This window comes from Superficieibacter electus, assembly GCF_002915575.1.
Lineage (GTDB): Bacteria > Pseudomonadota > Gammaproteobacteria > Enterobacterales > Enterobacteriaceae > Superficieibacter > Superficieibacter electus.
The window spans coordinates 189,206-208,047 of the sequence record NZ_PQGD01000001.1; the positions used below are offsets into that span (position 1 = coordinate 189,206).

Annotated in this window: 14 protein-coding genes and 1 pseudogene; 6 read left to right on the forward strand and 9 right to left on the reverse strand. The window is 54.6% G+C overall.

Going from position 1 to position 18,842, the window contains the following annotated elements; genetic code table 11:
• Nucleotides 1-54: 54 nt before the first annotated feature.
• A complete protein-coding gene (locus CHU32_RS00970; protein ID WP_103674219.1) occupies nt 55-768 on the forward strand; it encodes a tetratricopeptide repeat protein in 714 nt (237 codons plus the stop codon).
• 30 nt (nt 769-798) lie between these two features.
• Here the strand turns inward: CHU32_RS00970 and CHU32_RS00975 are convergent, their stop codons facing one another.
• Entirely contained in the window at nt 799-2,154 is a 1,356-nt protein-coding gene (locus CHU32_RS00975; protein ID WP_103674220.1) for a DUF3999 family protein, read from the reverse strand.
• Nucleotides 2,151-4,823 carry a DUF2339 domain-containing protein gene (locus CHU32_RS00980; RefSeq protein WP_103674221.1) on the reverse strand — a complete coding sequence of 891 codons (2,673 nt, stop codon included), beginning with the start codon at nt 4,821-4,823 and terminating at the stop codon, nt 2,151-2,153. Before CHU32_RS00980 ends, CHU32_RS00975 begins: the two co-directional genes overlap by 4 nt.
• A 224-nt stretch (nt 4,824-5,047) precedes the next feature.
• On the opposite strand from CHU32_RS00980, the gene trhP reads away from it, so the two are divergent.
• Together trhP and yegS are read left to right on the forward strand one after the other, a co-directional pair.
• On the forward strand, nt 5,048-6,409 hold the full coding sequence (trhP, locus tag CHU32_RS00985; protein WP_103674222.1) for a prephenate-dependent tRNA uridine(34) hydroxylase TrhP: 1,362 nt from the start codon (nt 5,048-5,050) through the stop codon (nt 6,407-6,409).
• 314 nt (nt 6,410-6,723) lie between these two features.
• Nucleotides 6,724-7,623 (forward strand): lipid kinase YegS, encoded by a 900-nt coding sequence (gene yegS, locus CHU32_RS00990; protein ID WP_103674223.1) that lies wholly within the window; start codon nt 6,724-6,726, stop codon nt 7,621-7,623.
• 262 nt (nt 7,624-7,885) lie between these two features.
• Here the strand turns inward: yegS and CHU32_RS01000 are convergent, their stop codons facing one another.
• The 4 genes from CHU32_RS01000 to dalD form a co-directional block, all read right to left on the reverse strand.
• Nucleotides 7,886-8,557, reverse strand: a complete 672-nt coding sequence (locus CHU32_RS01000) for an HAD family hydrolase (RefSeq protein ID WP_103674473.1) — start codon at nt 8,555-8,557, stop codon at nt 7,886-7,888.
• A 56-nt stretch (nt 8,558-8,613) separates the two neighbouring features.
• Nucleotides 8,614-9,894 (reverse strand): MFS transporter, encoded by a 1,281-nt coding sequence (locus CHU32_RS01005; protein ID WP_103674224.1) that lies wholly within the window; start codon nt 9,892-9,894, stop codon nt 8,614-8,616.
• Nucleotides 9,895-9,961: 67 nt separating this feature from the next.
• A complete protein-coding gene (gene xylB / locus CHU32_RS01010) occupies nt 9,962-11,425 on the reverse strand; it encodes a xylulokinase (protein WP_103674225.1) in 1,464 nt (487 codons plus the stop codon).
• A 9-nt stretch (nt 11,426-11,434) separates the two neighbouring features.
• The gene (gene dalD, locus CHU32_RS01015) at nt 11,435-12,802 is read right to left on the reverse strand and encodes a D-arabinitol 4-dehydrogenase (protein ID WP_103674226.1); all 1,368 of its coding nucleotides are present in this window, start codon (nt 12,800-12,802) and stop codon (nt 11,435-11,437) included.
• 212 nt (nt 12,803-13,014) lie between these two features.
• On the opposite strand from dalD, the gene CHU32_RS01020 reads away from it, so the two are divergent.
• The gene (locus tag CHU32_RS01020; protein ID WP_103674227.1) at nt 13,015-13,956 is read left to right on the forward strand and encodes a sugar-binding transcriptional regulator; all 942 of its coding nucleotides are present in this window, start codon (nt 13,015-13,017) and stop codon (nt 13,954-13,956) included.
• A gap of 9 nt (nt 13,957-13,965) precedes the next feature.
• Here the strand turns inward: CHU32_RS01020 and CHU32_RS01025 are convergent, their stop codons facing one another.
• On the reverse strand, nt 13,966-14,979 hold the full coding sequence (locus CHU32_RS01025; protein ID WP_103750763.1) for a LacI family DNA-binding transcriptional regulator: 1,014 nt from the start codon (nt 14,977-14,979) through the stop codon (nt 13,966-13,968).
• 16 nt (nt 14,980-14,995) lie between these two features.
• Nucleotides 14,996-15,142: a hypothetical protein gene (locus tag CHU32_RS28190; RefSeq protein WP_176691603.1), complete on the reverse strand. Its 147-nt coding sequence runs from the start codon at nt 15,140-15,142 to the stop codon at nt 14,996-14,998.
• A gap of 74 nt (nt 15,143-15,216) precedes the next feature.
• Here CHU32_RS28190 and CHU32_RS01030 point away from each other — a divergent pair, with 74 nt between their 5' ends.
• The gene (locus tag CHU32_RS01030) at nt 15,217-15,966 is read left to right on the forward strand and encodes an SDR family oxidoreductase (protein WP_176691604.1); all 750 of its coding nucleotides are present in this window, start codon (nt 15,217-15,219) and stop codon (nt 15,964-15,966) included.
• Nucleotides 15,967-15,985: 19 nt separating this feature from the next.
• Complete coding sequence (locus tag CHU32_RS01035) at nt 15,986-17,596, forward strand: FGGY-family carbohydrate kinase (RefSeq protein ID WP_103674230.1); 1,611 nt, start codon at nt 15,986-15,988, stop codon at nt 17,594-17,596.
• A 179-nt stretch (nt 17,597-17,775) separates the two neighbouring features.
• Here the strand turns inward: CHU32_RS01035 and fbaB are convergent.
• Nucleotides 17,776-18,828 (reverse strand): annotated as a pseudogene (gene fbaB / locus CHU32_RS01040) (class I fructose-bisphosphate aldolase).
• Nucleotides 18,829-18,842: the final 14 nt, after the last annotated feature.

The following is an 18,842-nucleotide window of genomic DNA, read 5'->3' on the forward strand; positions in this document are numbered from 1 at the left end:
AAGCGTTCTTACTGTATAACGTGACAAAGCAGAAAAAACGGTAAGGACTTAACCATGTTTCCAGTACGTTCCGGGATTTGCGCGCTGTTAGTAATATCCTTTAGTGCACAGGCTGAAATCAGCGAGCAGGAGGGTAAAGAAGCCTGTGCGAAAGTGCCTCAGTATGCCCGCAACGGCGAACAGGCCTACAAAGCGAAAAATTATGCCAAAGCCTATGACGCCTTTGCCGATCAGGTGATCTGGAGCGAAAGTTGCGGGCTGGGTGACACTGCGTTAGCCACCGCCTACAACAATATCGCCCTGACGCTTATTCGCCAGAAAGAATATCGTCAGGCGCAGGCATGGCTGAAGCTGATGCCGAACGACCCGAAGTCGGTTTACAACCTGGGGTTAATTAAGGATAAACTGGCTGCACTGCCGAAGTTCACCTCTCTGACTGGTGAATACTGGCAGTATGCCGGTGGCACGGCCTGGAATACGCTGACGCTAAAAGCGGGTAAAACCGCTGATGAATATCAGGCGGATTACATGGGCTATTACTTTGGCCTGATGGGCGCATGGATGGGGCCGAATACCGGTGAATTCTCCGCCCCGGTACGGTTAAAACAAGGCAAGGGCGTGATTGCCGTGCGTGATGGTGCTATCGCGAATTGCGACATCGCCCTGAGCGTGACGCCGGATGTCGCTGAGCTGAAGACCGATCAACCGGAAGAGTGCGGCTTTGGGCATAACGTTGATGCCAACGGCGAATTTGTACGGATTAAGTGAGTAGCCACGCCCTCAGCAATAACGAGGGCGTTACCCCTGACGTTTAAACTCCCGCCACACCCGCAGCATCAGGACAACCAGACCGGCAACGCCCAGCAGCAACACCCCCCAGAGCAGGATTTTATTGAGCAGGCTTGCCCGCTGTGCCGGATCGGTGGCCGTCAGGCGGGCCTCACCGCCCAGCGTTACCGCATCCCCGACATACGCCAGTGGTAGAGCAGAAATATCAGGCATCGAAGGTGGCAGCAACAGGGTGTGGCTGAGCGCCTGCGGTGTGGCGGCATTATTTCCCCACGCCAGCAGGAACGGCGGGTTGCCCTGGGCGTTAAACGCCAGCGTACGTTTTTCACGCAGACCGGTAACCTCCGGCACATCATCGCCCCACTGCTGATGAATGCCTTTCAGGCGGATGCCCTGAATCACCTCGCCATTCAGCGCCAGCGGCACCGGCTGATACCCCCTAACTGCATAAGCGACCTGTTTCGCCAGCGGATGCCAGCTGTCCGAGGCCGAACTACGGTATTCAATCTCCAGCGGCAGCACGCTGTTGCTCACCGCAGGCGTTATGCGCACGGCATTTAGCGGCTGTGGTTGCGCCCAGAAATAATGCGCTTCTGCGGCTGAGATGGCCTGCACGCGCGGCGAGAGAGCCAGCATGTCTCCGGCAGGCGGCCGCATGTGGACGACCGCCTGCGCCGCGACAATATTAAGCTTTGGTACTGCCCGGGGATCGCGCGCCAGGATCAGCCAGTATTTTTGCGCGCCTTCCACATCCAGTGCATTAAGCAGCAGGCGATCGCTGCCAGATTTCAAATCCATCAGCGGCACGGCTTCAGCCACCGAATACCAGCTTTTAAGATCGTTACTAGAAAGCACATCCACGCTGGTTTGCCAGTTGTCTGACAGGCGATCCCACTCCAGGCGGATCTGGTTGATGTCGGGCGGATTTTGCGTTTTCCCACCCGTTTCAAGAAGCCATGCCCGCTGCGTCGTCTGCCCTTCTTCCGCTCGCAGAGTGACTTCCAGCCCGCTGCCAGAGCGCAGAGAAACCTCTCCCGGCGAACCAGACGCCGAGGCTGCCCGGTTCATTTTATACACTCGCAACGAAATGTTTTTCTCTGCCACGGCGAGAGTAGATGACGGCAGCCAGGCGAAAGGCAGATTTTGTCCCTGACCGTTGAATACGCGCACATCGCGCAAATCCGGCCAGACGCTTTGCGTGTACACCTTATCAGGCAGCGCAATCTGATAATACGGCTCACTACCTTCGACACTCAGCGACGTGCCATAAGCAAAATCTTCAGGCTTATCCGCGGCATGCCCGCTTGCCATACCCGCCAGCGCGATAGCGCTCAGCAAAACAGCATTGACTACGATCCTTTTCATTTATCTGTCCTCTCATCGGTTATTTTTCCGGCTCCGGGTGGCAACGGAGAAAAATAACCAACGATCAATATCAATACCGCCACGCCAATAAACGCCACTGCACGCAGTAGTCCCCCGCCCCCCGCGCTATCGACGAGGAAGAGTTTTATGACCACTATGGCCAGCAGCGTAGCACCCGTGAACCAGCCACTGCGCACATTACGCCGCGTCGCGATCGTCATAATGCTCAGTGCCGTCAGCCCCCACAACAAGGCAAAGGTGGTCTGAATAAGGCGTGAATCCCAGAGCGGCTCAATACGCCACGCGGTATCGGAATAGTACGCCAGCGCCCGCAACAGGATGCCGTTCCCCCACCAGAAAACCACCGCCGCGCTGAAGAGTGCCATCACCCGCCCTGATGTCGGGTACAATACGCAGCCTATTCGGTACCACCAGAGGATCAGCGTGAGCAGGGTGAGCATGGCGCTGATGTCGAGCGGGTTGAGCAACGGGATGTAATGCCAGTCCGGCATGACACCGTCCAGCAAATTGCCGAACAGCAGGAACAGTACCGCCAGCGGCAACAAGGGCAGCACGCCCCAAAACGCGTACAGCTGACGGTAACGTGCCACCGGCCAGATCCCCCGGCGTAATGCAATCAGCACCATTTTGATGGTTAACGCGACAGCAGCGACTCTTGCCGCTTCCCGCCATTCATCCATGCCCCAGGCAAAACGGGCGGTCTGCCAGACAATTTCACCGCCAAGGGCCACCAGGATTGTCCAGAACAGCATCAGGTGCAGCACCTGCTTGAGCGGGAATTTGACCGGCGGCACCACTTCCCGACGTAGCAGGAACACGGCAATTGCCAGTACCGGTAGCCAGAGAACGTTCAGCCAGCCCGCATGTAGCGGGGAAGTATCAACGAATACCTGCCAGAGAACAACGCTGGTCATGACCGGCCACAGTAGCCAGACCGCATAACGTAACGCCCGCCAGTGCAGACGTATTCCCGCCTGTCGCCATAGCAGGCTTGAGGCGGCAACCAGCGCCAGCAGCAGGAAAATCGCCCGCTGCCATGACAATTGCAGCAGCCAGAGCGTGCCCACCAGACAGGCCATCCACAGTGCGATACCGCCGATCAGCAGCCCCAGGCTGATTAATCGCCAGAGAGGATGAATGCGCACGGCACGCCAGATATAGCTGGCGGCCAACCAGCTCAGGGCCAGAATGGCGAACCCGACGCCAAACGACAGCGCCCCTATGCCGTTTTGCCACGCCCATAGCGCTGACCCCAGCGCCAGCAACTGTAGGGCAGTGCCGCTGTAGCTCATACGGATCTGTTTTTGCGTGTGCCCAAGCCACAGCACGCCCACCCCTTCCAGCGCCCATGCCATCGACGTCCACTGCGCCGAGAGCGCCAGCGGGATCGCCAGGGTGACAAACACGCCACCCAGCGCCAGCGCGGCGATAACGATTTGCCTGCCGAGCGACGGATAACGTTTCATCGCTATCCACGCCAGCAGCAGATAGCCAGCGGCAAAAAATAGCGCCGAGAACGCGGGTCCAAAGGTCCAGTGACGGGTGATCGCGTACTGCATCCCGAAAGCGACCAGCGGCGTGCCAAACAGCAGAGCGCCATCAATGACCTTCTCTCCCACCCGCCGCGAGCGCAACGCCAGCACGACGCTCAGGACACCAAAAATAATCAGATTCGCGAGCAGGAATAGCTGACAGCTAAACCAGAAATCAGGCCGGTAATGTTGCGATCCCCATAGCCCGCCAACGCCAAAGGTGAATATAAAGCCAAGCAGATTAAGCGGTCGCCATGGTTGCCAGATACTGATAGTCAAAATACCTGCCGACAACAGCAGATAATAAGAGAACAGCGCAACATGGCTGCCACCGCCAGTAGAGAGCAGCACGGGTGACAGATAACCACCAATGCTGGCGAGCATCGCCAGACTGAGTGCCCGTTGCATAACGGCCAGACCAACGCTCGCAGCGCAGACCACCAGCATCAGAGCAAAGGCAAGCGCATGTGGCAGCAGGTGATAAAGCCGGAACGCGCCAAAAATAGTGATATACAGCGCCCCGACCGCTCCTCCCTGAAGGATCAACGCATAGCGCGGATTTTTTAACCGTAAACGCCAGCCGAGGCCGAGCAGCGCAATACTCGCCAGCGCCGCAAAGGTTAGCCGCAGCTCAACCGGGAACAGATCGCGTTCCACGCTGTACTTCACCAGGAAGGCCAGGCCGAAAAACAGCAGTACGATCCCCACTTTGGCAAGCGGGTTTCCCTGCGTGAACCAGCTCAGTAGCCCCATTACCGGTTGCGGCAGCGTGTATTTATTTTTTTCTGGTAGCGTTATGCCATCATTCCAGACATCAACGACTGGCGCAGGCTCTTCCGATAGCGGCGCGGCTGGCACTTGCGCAGGCGGTTCAAAGGGCTGCGGCTCTGGCGGCGCGGGAGGCGCAACGCTTTCCACTACCGTTGGGGTAGTCGTTTCACGCCACGGTTGCTCAGGCGAGGTTAGCTGCTTTTGCAGTTCAGCGACCTGGGCTGTCAGGCGGTCGATTTGATTCTGGTTACGCCGTGCTTTTGTCAGCGCGTTAAACGCCACTGCGGGCAGGACGACCAGATAAAAAATCGCGATAATAATGCCAAAAATGACGATGTCATCCATGTCTTTTCCTTAGACTACAATCCGCTTCGCAAGTGGGAAATCATTTTCACTATAGTTGAAAAGCGCCAGGCGGTGATAAAAACCAGCGACTGGCGAGAAGGCGGCCCCACCTGTTTACTCTCTGCCCGCAATAGCGTTACAATTCCCGCCCCTAAAGTGGGGACACTCCCCCAACCGCCTTATCAGGTAAGGCGAGTCTGACCTGTCATCAGAATGAGAACATCATGTTTAAACCGGAACTCCTCTCCCCGGCGGGAACGCTGAAAAATATGCGTTACGCTTTCGCCTATGGCGCAGATGCAGTATACGCGGGCCAGCCGCGCTACTCGCTGCGTGTGCGCAACAACGAATTCAACCACGAGAATTTGCAATTGGGTATTAATGAAGCCCATACGCTCGGCAAAAAATTCTATGTGGTCGTGAATATCGCGCCGCACAACGCCAAGCTGAAAACCTTCATCCGCGATTTAAAACCGGTGGTGGAGATGGGGCCGGACGCGCTGATTATGTCCGATCCAGGGCTGATTATGCTGGTGCGCGAGCATTTTCCGCACATGGCGGTTCACCTTTCGGTGCAGGCCAACGCTGTCAACTGGGCTACGGTGAAATTCTGGCAGCAAATGGGGCTGACCCGGGTGATCCTCTCCCGCGAATTGTCGCTGGACGAGATTGCCGAAATCCGCGAACAGGTACCGGAAATGGAGATTGAGATCTTCGTTCACGGCGCACTGTGCATGGCCTACTCCGGCCGCTGCCTGCTTTCTGGCTACATTAATAAACGCGATCCAAACCAGGGCACCTGCACTAACGCCTGCCGCTGGGAATACAATGTACAGGAAGGTAAAGAAGACGATGTGGGCAATATCGTCCACAAATATGAACCAATTCCGGTACAGAATGTCGAGCCAACGCTGGGTATTGGTGCGCCGACCGACCAGGTGTTTATGATCGAAGAAGCCAAACGTCCGGGCGAATATATGACCGCGTTTGAAGACGAGCATGGCACCTATATCATGAACTCGAAGGATCTGCGCGCGATCGCCCACGTTGAACGCCTGACGCAGATGGGTGTCCACTCCCTGAAAATCGAAGGCCGCACCAAATCGTTCTATTACTGCGCCCGCACCGCCCAGGTGTATCGCAAAGCTATTGATGACGCCGCTGCGGGACTGCCATTTGATACCAGCCTGCTGGAGACGCTGGAAGGACTGGCTCACCGCGGCTATACCGAAGGGTTCCTGCGCCGTCATACCCATGACGATTATCAGAACTATGAGTATGGTTACTCCGTTTCTGAGCGCCAGCAGTTTGTTGGCGAGTTTACCGGCGAACGTAAAGGCCACCTCGCGGCGGTAGCGGTTAAAAACAAGTTTTCAATTGGCGACAGCCTGGAGTTAATGACTCCGCAGGGCAACGTTAATTTCACGCTGGAACACATGGAAAACGCAAAAGGCGAAGCCATGCCGGTCGCGCCGGGGGATGGTTATACTGTGTGGCTACCGGTTCCACAGGAGATGGTGCTGGATTATGCCTTGTTAATGCGCAATTTTTCAGGTGAATCAACGCGTAATCCGCATGGAAAGTAATTTATAGGGGTTATTTTTACTCAGTGAATGAATCTTAGAATCGGATCACACACCGTTGTGATTAATATGGATATTATTCGTTTCGCTGAAAAACATAACTCATAAATGCTAGTTGTACCAGGAACCACCTCCTTAGCCTGCGTAATCTCCCTTACGCAGGCGTATTTTTTTACCCCGCATAATTCAGCGTGTTCTTACGCGTTCTTGTCTTTCCTGAGATACACTTAGATCCTGAAATTCGGGTTACGATTATCTCGTCCCCCGCCTGAAAAATGAGCGATATGTCAGCATGTTGCGACAAGAGGCAAAAAAGGATGACCAATTTTCCCGCCAGCTTACTTATTCTGAATGGTAAAAATGCCGGTGATGAATTGTTGCGTGAAGCGATTTATATGCTGCGCAATGAAGGTGTATTGATTCACGTTCGCGTGACCTGGGAAAAAGGTGATGCAGAACGGTATGTCGAGGAAGCCTGGCGTCTGGGCGTCGAAACGGTTATTGCCGGCGGCGGTGATGGCACGATTAACGAAGTCTCGACCGCGCTCATTCAGTTGCCGGGGGAGAATGTGCCAGTCATGGGCATTTTGCCACTGGGTACCGCCAATGATTTTGCTACCAGCGCAGGTGTGCCGGATACGCTGGATAAGGCTCTGAAACTGGCTATTGCCGGTAATGCCGTGGCGGTCGATATTGCCAGGGTGAACAATAAAACCTGTTTTATCAACATGGCGACCGGGGGTTTCGGTCCACGGATCACCAGCGAAACGCCGGAAAAGCTGAAAGCCGCCCTCGGCGGCGTTTCTTATCTTATTCATGGTTTAATGCGGATGGATACCCTGCGCCCCGACCGCTGTGAGATCCGCGGCGAGAACTTTCACTGGCAGGGCGACGCGCTGGTGATTGGCATCGGGAATGGCCGCCAGGCAGGCGGGGGGCAACAGCTTTGTCCGGATGCGCTGATTAATGACGGTCTGCTGCATCTGCGTGTGTTCACCGGTGATGGTTTGCTGCCCGCCATTTTTACTACGCTGACCCAGCCGGAGGATAGCCCCAATATTATTGACGGAACATCCTCCTGGTTTGAAGTCAGCGCCCCGCATGAGATCACCTTTAACCTCGACGGCGAGCCGCTGCGCGGCCAATCGTTTCGCATCGAGATCCTGCCGAATGCATTGCGCTGTCGTTTGCCACCGGATTGCCCGTTATTACGTTAATCAACACGCAGCTTTGCCCGGTGGCGCTGCGCTTACCGGGCCTACAAAATTCAGTCAACCTGTTGATATTTAACACATCGTAGGCCGGGTAAGGCGAAGCCGTCACCCGGCATCGCGGCACGCAGATTAGCCGCCGGAGGCGTCTGCCCGGTGGTGCTTACCGGGCCTACAGTGATGTTTTAATCCCTGGTAAAGTAAGCGCTGAGACCTCCAAAATGAGACCGTTTACATCCGGGAAGTGTGCCTCAGCGCCTACTCATTCTTAAATCTCCATACAGGAGATCGCGTGTTGCGCATGTAGTACCGTAACCAGCTCACTGAGCGTACGGCAATGTCCGGCGGCCTGGCTGAATTTCTTATGATGACACTGTGCTGTGACGACCCAGGTATGCATTCCGGCGCGCTGAGCGGCCAGGAAGCCATTGGCGCTGTCTTCGATCACAAGGCATTGTTCAGGATTCAACGCTAACTTCTTTGCGGTTGCCAAATAGACAGCCGGATCGGGTTTACCCCGTTCAACGTCCGCAGCACTACTGATTACATCAAAATATTTCCATAAACCAAGCTTATCAAAAACCACCTGAATTACCCGATGAGCGGATGATGTCGCCAGCGCAATTTTGTATCCTTCGCGCCGAAAATAATTAAGCGCCTCATACAGTCCTTCCATTGCCACACCGTAGCGGTCGATTAAACTGACAACCCGCGTCAAAATATCGGCCTCAAGCAGCGAAGGATGAATATCAAGGTTAAACTTTTCCTGCCAGATGCAGGCAATTTCATCTGAACGTCTGCCCATAGTTAACTGCTCACACTCATCATGAGTGATGGCAATACCAAATTCGGCCAGCGACATAATTTGAGCGCTCTGCCATAGTGCCTCGGAGTCAATAATTACTCCATCCATATCAAAAACTGCGGCTTTAGCGTTCATCATAGCAACATCCATAATACGCTGGCACAACGTCCGGTCGTGCCAGCCAGGTTAAATCAGGAAACCTTCAGTGCACCATCGTCGGCATAGCGAGCTTTACGTTCAAAACCCGGTTGTTCAACATCAATGAAATGGCAGATAACAAAGGCAATCAGGTACAGTGCGGTATAAGCAATGACCACGCCAAGCGTATCGAACCACGGCAGCAGAACCACTGCGATTGCAGGCGCGAGGAAGTTAGACAGACCAGCAGACAGGTTATATACCGAAATTGCCGCCCCGGTGTGGTGTGGCTCCAGCGCCGGGAACACCGCTGCCATCGGCACAAATGCCGCCACAAAAATGCCCAGTGAGATAGCCGGGATCAGTGCCATGGCAAAGTTATGACCGGCCCACAGCGGAATGTAGTAGAACGCGAGGCTGGACAAGGCCATACCGATGCAGCCAAACCAGCGCACCACTTTCATCCAGCCCATTTTTTCCGACACAATGCCCCAGAAGATGTTGGAGAAGATCGTGGTAAAGAAGAACACCGCCCAGACTTGTAACCATTCCGATGTGGTAAAACCGAGTTTATCTACGAACATCATCGGCATGATGACCGCAAAACCGAACAGCGAGAGCGTGTTAATAATACGGACAATACTTGAGCAAAGAATGTTTTTGTTGGTATACAGCAGCGTGACCGCGCGGCTCAGCTCGCTGAATTTTTCTCGCGTCGTCAGATTGTGCATGCGGGTCGGCGTATTAACGTTACGCAGGGAAACCATGGCAATCAGCCCGCCCGCCACGCAGAAGGCCAGCGCCGTCCACAGCGTGCCCAGTTCGCCCATCAGCGGAATGGTGAAGCTCGGAATATAGCTGCCCGCGACGCCGATACCGATAGAGTAAACGGCCCAGTACCAGCCCAGCGCCGAGCTTGAGCTGTCGCTCTTGACGTTATGGATGATAATGACAATAAAGGAATAGAGGAACAGCGGGTAAGCAAAGCCACGAATGCCGTAGAACAGTAGAATCAGCGCATAATTCGCGTGACCGAGGCCAAACACCAGGAATAAAACGTGGAAGACGGCCCACATAACAAAGCCAATAAACATGGTTTTTTGCGGGGTGATGATTTCAGCGACCACGCCCGAAATCCACGCGGACAACGCCGCCGCCAGGCCATAAAGCGTAAAGGCAAACGAGGCTTCCGCAGGCGTAAATCCCAGACCGGTGATGTAGTGCGAGAGGAAGGCCAGTTCAAACCCGTCGCCGGTCATAAACACCGCGATAGCGATATATCCCCATAACAGATTTAGCGGCAATCCCAGCCACTGTTTGTTGGTATTCGTCATAAGTGCCTCATTTGTAGGGTATAAGGTTCAGGCACTCTCAATTTCGGGGAGTGCCTTTTTTTAAAAATTATTTATTCCGTAACTTGAGATCGTTCTGATAAAGCGCGTTAAAAGCCTGATAACGCTGTTGCAGGAGGCCCTGACGCGCAGGCGTCGCCTGATAAACGTGATAAATTTCCGGTTTTTTGCAGACGGTTTCCACAGCCTGCCCGGTTGCCAGACATGCCAGACGTGCAGCACCCAGTGCCCCGCCCGTTTCGCCGCCTTTATGGGTAACAATGGGCATGTTGAGAATATCAGCCAGCAGTTGCGCCCAGTACGGGCTACGCGCCCCGCCGCCTACCAGCGAACATTGTTCGATATGCGTACCGCTCTCCTGTAACACCCGTAAACCATCGGCAATACCGAAGCTGACGCCTTCAATCACGGCGTAGCCCAGCAGGGCACGGTTAGTAGAATGGGTCAGACCGTGGAACAGGCCCTTAGCATCCGGATCGTTATGCGGCGTACGTTCGCCGGACAGATACGGCAGAAACTGCGGCGCGCTGGCGCGCTGCTCGTCGCTCAGCTGAGCCACCTCTTCCAGCAATTCCGCCTCAGTAATCCCCACCAGCCGACAGAACCATTGCAGACAGCTGGCCGCGCTTAACATCACACTCATCTGGTGCCAGCGATTCGGTAATACGTGGCAAAACGCGTGCACGGCAGATTGCGGTGCCGGGCGATAGGCTTCATTGACCACAAACAGTACGCCGGAGGTACCAAGAGAAATAAACGCGTCGCCCGGCGCAACGGCACCGACGCCGATTGCGCTGACGGCGTTATCGCCACCACCACCGGCCACCACTACGGACGCATTTAGCCCCCAGCTTTCGGCAATCTGCGGGTCCAGCGTTGCAGAGGCATCACAGCCTTCCACCAGCGCTGGCATATTGCAGCGCGCCAGCCCGCATTTCTCCAGCAGATAATCTGACCAGTCGCGGCGGGCAACGTCGAGCCACAGCGTCCCTGCCGCGTCTGACATATCGGCAATTTTTTTACCGGTCATTTTGAAGCGCAGGTAATCTTTTGGCAGCAGGACGGTTTGCAGGCGCTGGAAGTTTTCCGGCTCGTGCTTACGTACCCACAGCAGTTTCGGTGCAGTAAACCCTGGCATGGCGAGGTTACCGGCAATGGCGTGCAGCTCAGAGGCACTTTCTTCCAGCTCCATGCACTCCGCCGCACTGCGGGTATCGTTCCACAGAATCGCCGGGCGGATCACCGCGTTGTTGCTGTCAAGCAGCACGGCCCCATGCATCTGCCCGGACAGACCGACAGCTTTAATGGCGTTCCAGTGCGGTGCGCATTTCTCACGCAGGGTCGCGATAACGTAGTTGGTTGCGTCCCACCACGCCTGCGGGTCCTGTTCTGACCAGTGTGGATGGGGCCGCTGAATGGTCAGCGGCGCACTATGGGTGGCGACGATGTCGTGATTCTCGTCAATCACCAGCCCTTTAACTTCAGAGGTGCCCAGATCGATGCCTAAGTACATAGCAACCTCTCAATGGATCAGGGAGTAGACGGCGGTAATTTTTTCACGCAGCAGCGCGGCAAAATCGGCGTTGTTAGCCAGTTCGCCAAACAGCGCGCGGTCTTTGGCATAGACGCTAATCGGGTCGGCGGCGTTGAACATCGCGTGTACCGCCTGCGCGTCCAGAATCCCGTCCTGATATTCATACGGCAGTTGGCCTTTGTGCCACTGCTCCATATAAACGAAGAACAAGGCGGGCAACATGGCAGTCGCATCCGGACGCACGCCGCGCTGGTAGCATTCCTGGAGTGTCGGGGCGATCATCGCCGGGATTTTAGAGAAGCCGTCTGCGGCGACGCGCTGGTTGGTATCCTGAATATGCGGGTTGGTAAAGCGCTGCAGTACCACATCGCGGTATTTCGGCAAATCAATACCGTTATCACCGAGGCAAGGAATAACATCTTCGGTCACGTAACGATCGGCAATCGCGTAGATGGTATCGGTTAACGTGCTTTCGTGAATGTACTGCTGACCCATCAGCGTCCCGGCCCATGCAATGCAGCTATGAGACGAGTTGAGGATGCGAATTTTGGCTTCTTCATAAGGAATAACCGAGTCAACCAGTTCGGCACCCACTTTCTCAAAGGCCGGACGTTCTGCTTTAAAGTTGTCTTCAATGACCCACTGGATGAAGGTTTCGCCCATCACTGGCGCTTTATCATCAATACCGGTCTGCGCTTTGATACGTGCAGGCAAATCTGCTGCCGGACGCGGCGTGATGCGGTCCACCATGGTGTTCGGGCAGGTGGCGTTTTTATGCAGCCACTCAATCACGGCGGTTTTGCCGGTCAGCGTGAGAAACTCAACCAGGCCGTCGTGGAAACGTTCACCGTTATGACGAACGTTATCGCAGTTAAGCAGTGTCAGCGGGCCAGCATTATCCGCAATACGTTTTTCGAGGATTTTAGTGATGGTGCCGTAAATCGTTTTATTACCGCCCTTCAGGTCGCTGACAATATCCGGGTTATTTACTTCCAGTTTATGACTGGTATTAAGGTAATAACCGCTCTCCGTGACGGTAAAGGCAATCACTTTGGTCGCCGCATTCGCCCCTTCGCTAATTAGCGGCTGCAGATTTTCCTGCCACGACAGCAGTTTCTGAATCGAGGTAATTTCCTCGTAGTGACGTTCACCTTCCGGGCTAACCGTTTCCAGTACATAGCGCCCGTGTTGTGCAGTTAATGCCGAAACCACATGTTCAGCATCATTACGAATATTACCTGCAGCGATATGCCAGGTTTTGTCGCCGGACTCAATGAGTTTGTGCATATACCAGGCTTGATGTGCACGATGAAAAGAACCCAGACCGATGTGTAACCATGTGTATTGATTGTTCATTGCTTTGCTCTCCATTGAGTTTATGCAGCTGAATGTACATGAGCAAAAGATTGAAAATAGAGCCATGGATCACAAAAGAGCAAATGACCACTAAAATTACTTTTGACCATAACTCAACAAAAGATTGCCTGTTTGGCAGGCGAACGCCACAATGCATTACATTGTTTTATCTGTAAATGTTGCGAGCACGTTAACGTAAAGGGCTGAAAAACATAATGAAAGAAGATGACATCCGATTTGACCAAAAAGTCAGAGCCGCATGGATGTATTACGTTGCGGGTCAAAACCAGAGCGAGATTGCTGCGCAGCTCGGGACATCACGTCCGGTAGTTCAGCGCCTGATCGCGGCGGCGAAAGAAGAAGGCATTGTTTCCATCGGGCTTCACCATCCGGTCGCGGCCTGTCTGAATTACGCTTCGCTGCTTAAAGAGAGATATAAACTTTACGAATGTAATATTGTTCCCACTTTTGCCAGTGAGTCCACCCTGGATAGCGTTTCCTACGGCTGTTATCAGCTTATGTCGCAGTATCTGAAGGGAACCAGCGCGAAAGTGATCGGCATTGGCTCAGGGCTGACGCTGAAAAAAACGATTAAGCGTATTGATTTTGAAAGCAAAAACAGTAAATGCGTGGCGCTGATTAGTGCAATGGATGAAAACGGCCAGTGCAACTACTATGACGATGTGCCGCTACTCCTGGCGCGCAAGATTCAGGCTAATTATTTCCAGTGGCCCGCGCCGCGTTATGCAAAATCGCTGACAGAACACAAAATGTGGTCCACTAATCGTCTGTTCGAAAGCGTCACCTCGGTTGCCGATCATGCAGATGCTATCTTCGTCGGGATTGGTGCACTCGGTACGCAAAGCCCGATTTTCAAAGACGGTTTTATTAATCTTGAGCAACTGGAAGACCTGCGCCAGCGCGGAGCCATTGGCGAAATCCTGGGGCGCTTTATTGACGCCGAAGGTCAGGTCGCCGAGTCAGACAGCAACCGGCTAATTACCAGTTATGATATTCGGCGCAACGCCTGTCCACGTATTGCCGTCGCCTGCGGGGAAGACAAACGTCCGGTGATCCTCGCGGCACTGAAAGGCGGCTGGATTAATGGCCTGGTCACCGACGAAGGCACTGCGCGCTGGTTGTTAACCCAGTAGACAGAACGGTTAGCTGACAAAAATCGGCGGGATCTCCCGCTGCTGTTTCTGCACGTCCCCCGCATCAATAATCTCGAATACTGCTGCCAGCATGGCGGGCACATCCTGTCTGACCATTTCGATATCATGCCCTAAAAGCGTCACAAACGGGTCCCAGTCAAAACAGCCCATAGGCGGTTGATCCTGCCCGCGATAAGCAGACTGCGTTAGCCAGCGCACCACGCCCTCCAGTGAGATAGTGGAGTTTACAAACAGGCCGCCAGTGTTTCTGTCCGGCACGGCGAAAAAGGTGTGCAGCGCCAGCTCTGCTTTCTGCGGCGCATAGCCGCAGGCCAGCATATTCTCTTCTGGCAGGGCGAGATCAGCGTCGTGATGGGCGTCGCGAAAACCGCGCAGACGCTCGCGAGTGTTGTGATCCGACCCGCGTCCGCCGACAAATACCAGCGGACGCTTTTCGCCGTAGCGTTTTTCACTGTTAAGCAGAATGCGCCGGGTTAACTCCTTCGCTCCCATGTAGTTATCTGAAATCACTGATGGCGCAAGCGTACCTGGCAGATCAAGATTCAGCGTTGGAACGCCGGAGGCAGCACAAAGCCCGGTGATTTTATCCGGGTCGGTTGCCCCGGTGGCAATCAGCCAGTCGACCTGCCAGGAAAGCATGGTACGGGCAGCTTCAAGCTCCAGTTCTGGATCGCGACGCGTACAGGTGATGATGGGAAACAGACCGCGCTCACGCGCCATCGCCTCAAAGGTTTCGACAATAGAGCCAAAGTAGCGGTTATCATATTTCGGCACAATCATGCCAATAATTTTCGACCTGCTACTACGCAGCAGGCTGGCCTGGCGGTTGACCGCATAGCCCTGCTCCTGTGCGATGCGCGTTACTTTTTCCGCCAGCTTTGCGCTAATCCGCCGTTTCTTCCAGTTGCCGTTGAGGATCGCACTCACCGCGCTGGCAGATACGCCCGACAGTTCCGCCAGGTCATAGATGGTCGTTTTCCTGCTTTTTCCGATCCCGGTCACAAATATTTCTCTCCGTTTATCGCGGAACTTGCGCTTGTTTTTTGAAAGGTGCTAAATCAGCTTCATCGATTGAGCAAATTGCGCAAATCGCAGTAATTATGCAGGCAGAGGTAAAGAAAAACCAGCCCGACACCTGCTTAAAACGTTTATTTTTCATAGACATGAAAAATAGCACCTCCTCACGACTGTACCCTACGTGCGGCCGAAATAGTCATCAGATTTATGAAGGATTATAAAATGAATTCGTCTGTAGTTTCTATGAATAGTCCCCTGGCAGGTAAAGTTGCCGCCGTCACCGGTGCTGCTTCCGGTATTGGTCTGGAATGTGCCAAAACGCTGCATCGCGCAGGAGCAAAAGTGGTGCTGGTTGACCGCGACGGCGAAAAGCTGGCAAAACTGGTGGCAGATATTGGCGAGAATGCCTATGCCCTTCAGATTGATCTCCTCAAACCCGCTGAGGTTTCAGGCATGCTGGACGGCATTCTGAAGCTGGCAGGCGGGCTGGACATTTTCCATGCTAACGCCGGAGCTTACATTGGCGGGCCGGTTGCAGAAGGCGACCCTGACGTCTGGGATCGGGTACTCAACCTGAATATCAACGCCGCTTTCCGCAGCGTTCACGCCGTGCTGCCGCATATGATTGCGCAAAAATCCGGTGACATTCTGTTTACCAGTTCCATTGCCGGCGTCGTACCGGTGATTTGGGAGCCTATCTATACCGCGTCTAAATTTGCCGTCCAGGCTTTTGTCCACACTACGCGTCGCCAGGTAGCCCAACACGGCGTGCGTGTGGGTGCCGTTTTGCCGGGGCCGGTAGTCACGGCGCTGCTTGACGACTGGCCGAAAGCCAAAATGGATGAAGCGCTGGCCAACGGCAGCCTGATGCAGCCCATTGAAGTGGCCGAAGCGATTTTGTTTATGGTGACTCGTTCGAAGAACGTCACCGTCAGGGATCTGGTGATCCTGCCTAACAGCGTCGACCTCTGATAGCCGTCCGGGAGTTTGTATGAATCACGATAGCAGAACCATCATCGGCGTAGACGTGGGGTCAGGAAGCGTGCGCGCGGGGATTTTCGATCTCAACGGCACCCTGCTCGCCCATGCCACTCGCCCTATCACGTTATGGCGCGAAGCGGGACACGTTGTTGAGCAGTCCAGCCGCGAAATCTGGCAGGCGGTGTGCCAGTGCATTAAAGAGTCGGTTGCCAGTGCAGGCGTTGTGCCGGCAAGCGTGGCGGGAATCGGTTTCGACGCCACCTGTTCTCTGGTCGTGCTTGATGCCGATGGCAAACCTTTACCAGTGGGGCCGTCTGAAGACCCGGACCGCAACGTTATTGTGTGGATGGACCATCGCGCCACGGAACAAGCCGAGCGCATCAACCAGACCGGGCACCCGGTATTACAGTACGTTGGCGGCAAAATTTCCCCGGAAATGGAGACGCCCAAGCTCCTGTGGCTGAAAGAACACCGGCGTAAAATCTACGATCGCGCCGGGCAATTTTTTGATCTGGCTGATTTCCTGACCTGGCGGGCCACCGGCGATCTGGCCCGATCAACCTGTACAGTGACCTGCAAATGGACTTATCTGGCGCATGAAAAACGCTGGGACCCCGATTATTTTCGCACTATCGGTTTAGAAGACCTGGCCGGGGATGATTTTGTGCGCATTGGTCAACGGATACTGGAACCGGGAACCCCGTGCGGTAATGGCTTAACGCTTGAGGCCGCGGATGAGATGGGCCTGCAGGTTGGTACGCCAGTTGCCATCGGGATGATTGACGCCCATGCAGGGGGCATCGGCACGGCAGGTGTCGATCGTGGCGCACTGCATAATATGGCCTGGGTATTCGGTACATCTGCCTGCACCATGATGTCGACAGAAAAACCGGTGTTTGTTCCCGGCGTTTGGGGGCCTTATTATTCGGCAATGGTGCCGGGTCTCTGGCTGAACGAAGGCGGTCAGAGCGCGGCTGGTGCGGCTATTGATCAACTGATCGCTTTCCACCCTGCCGCTGCCGAAGCCCGCGATCTGGCGAAAGCCGCTGGCGTACCATTGCCGGTTTTTCTTGCTGACCTGGCAATGAAAAGCGTGGACTCGCCTTCACAGGCGGTGGCGCTGGCGCAGGGACTGCACGTGGTGCCCGAGTTTTTAGGCAATCGTGCACCGTTTGCCGATCCCCATGCGCGGGCGGCGATCGCCGGACTGGGTATGGAGCGCAATCTTGATAATCTGGTGGCGCTATACGTTGCCGGACTGTGTGGGATTGGCTATGGTCTGCGTCAGATCCTTGACACTCAACGTGAGAACGGGATTAAAACGGAAAAAATTGCGATTAGCGGTGGCGCAGGGCAAAACCCGCTGGTCCGTCAACTGCTGGCTGACGCCTGCGGCCTGCCGATTTTAACTACCGCTTCCAGCGAGCCGGTGCTGCTGGGTTCCGCGATCCTCGGGGCCGTCGCCGGTAAGATGTCGCCCTCGGTGCGAGATGCAATGGCACGATTCACAGTGCTGGATAAGCAATATGATCCCGATGCAGCGCAGGATGGGGTTCATCAGCAGCGTTATGAAGCCTATAAATTGCTCCAGCAAACCGCGCGTAAGCTGCGGGAGTATTAAGTGCTCATTGCCCGGCGGCAAATGCACCGGGTAAGAGGGTAAAATAATGCCGGGCGGCGTCGTCGCCTTGCCCGGCATACACTTGATTAAATATTAATAAGTTACATAATTTTCGTAGGCCCGATACGCGTAGCGCCACCGGGCACTGTGGCTGTCAGCCAAAGCCCCCTGGCTTTTCATCACGCAATACTCACTTTGCTGTCCAGATACACATCCTGCACGGCGTTAATTAACTTCACGCCATCAGCCATGGATTTCTTAAAGGCTTTACGGCCAAGGATCAGCCCCATTCCTCCGGCGCGTTTGTTAATTACCGCGGTACGTACCGCATCGCCTAAATCGGTATCGCCACCATCGGCACCGCCGGAATTAATCAATCCGGCACGGCCCATATAGCAGTTCGCCAGCTGGTAGCGCACCAGATCGATCGGGTTATCACTGGTTAACTTGCTGTAAACGCGATCGTCGGTATAGCCGAATTTAACCGCCGTATAGCCGCCGTTATTTTCAGCCATTTTCTGCTTCACAATATCCGCGCCAATAGTGGCCGCCAGATGATTAGCCTGCCCGGTGAGGTCAGCGGAAACGTGATAATCCACACCGTCTTTCTTGAAAGCGGAGTTGCGCAGATAAGCCCACAATACAGTAACCAGCCCCAGTTCGTGCGCACGCTCAAACGCGGCGGATATCTCTTCTATCTGACGGCGTGACTGCTCAGAGCCGAAATAAATGGTCGCCCCAACCGCGACGGCACCCATGTTAAAAGCCTGCTCGACGCTGGCATAGAGCGTTTGATCATATTCCGTAGGGTAGCTAAGCGTTTCGTTATGATTCAGTTTCACCAGAAAAGGAATACGATGCGCATAGCGGCGCGATACGGAGGCCAGCACACCATAGGTGGACGCCACGCAGTTACAGCCCGCCTCCAGCGCCAGTTCAACGATGTTTTTCGGATCAAAATACAGCGGATTAGCGGCAAATGAGGCCCCGGCTGAATGCTCAACCCCTTGATCGACAGGTAAAATAGAGAGGTATCCGGTTCATGCCAGCCGTCCGGTATTATATAACGTCTGCATATTTCGCAGCACGGCTGGTGGACGGTTGTTATCTATCATTACGCGGTCAACATAATCGTGCCCGGGTAAATGAAGTTGGTCGGATGGAATGGTCATACAACGATGCTGTAACAGGCTGTCGGCGTCTTTGCCAAGCAACTGCGCAATATCAGTCATAGCTATGCTCCCGT

Excerpts from the sequence above, each read along its gene's own strand:
- xylB (WP_103674225.1), bottom strand. The coding sequence starts at position 11,425 with ATGTACTTAGGCATCGATCTGGGCACCTCTGAAGTTAAAGGGCTGGTG.
- dalD (WP_103674226.1), bottom strand. The coding sequence starts at position 12,802 with ATGAACAATCAATACACATGGTTACACATCGGTCTGGGTTCTTTTCAT.
- CHU32_RS01000 (WP_103674473.1), bottom strand. The coding sequence starts at position 8,557 with ATGAACGCTAAAGCCGCAGTTTTTGATATGGATGGAGTAATTATTGAC.
- CHU32_RS01035 (WP_103674230.1), top strand. The coding sequence starts at position 15,986 with ATGAATCACGATAGCAGAACCATCATCGGCGTAGACGTGGGGTCAGGA.
- CHU32_RS00970 (WP_103674219.1), top strand. The coding sequence starts at position 55 with ATGTTTCCAGTACGTTCCGGGATTTGCGCGCTGTTAGTAATATCCTTT.
- CHU32_RS00975 (WP_103674220.1), bottom strand. The coding sequence starts at position 2,154 with ATGAAAAGGATCGTAGTCAATGCTGTTTTGCTGAGCGCTATCGCGCTG.
- CHU32_RS28190 (WP_176691603.1), bottom strand. The coding sequence starts at position 15,142 with ATGTCTATGAAAAATAAACGTTTTAAGCAGGTGTCGGGCTGGTTTTTC.
- CHU32_RS00980 (WP_103674221.1), bottom strand. The coding sequence starts at position 4,823 with ATGGATGACATCGTCATTTTTGGCATTATTATCGCGATTTTTTATCTG.
- CHU32_RS01030 (WP_176691604.1), top strand. The coding sequence starts at position 15,217 with ATGAATTCGTCTGTAGTTTCTATGAATAGTCCCCTGGCAGGTAAAGTT.
- trhP (WP_103674222.1), top strand. The coding sequence starts at position 5,048 with ATGTTTAAACCGGAACTCCTCTCCCCGGCGGGAACGCTGAAAAATATG.
- yegS (WP_103674223.1), top strand. The coding sequence starts at position 6,724 with ATGACCAATTTTCCCGCCAGCTTACTTATTCTGAATGGTAAAAATGCC.
- CHU32_RS01005 (WP_103674224.1), bottom strand. The coding sequence starts at position 9,894 with ATGACGAATACCAACAAACAGTGGCTGGGATTGCCGCTAAATCTGTTA.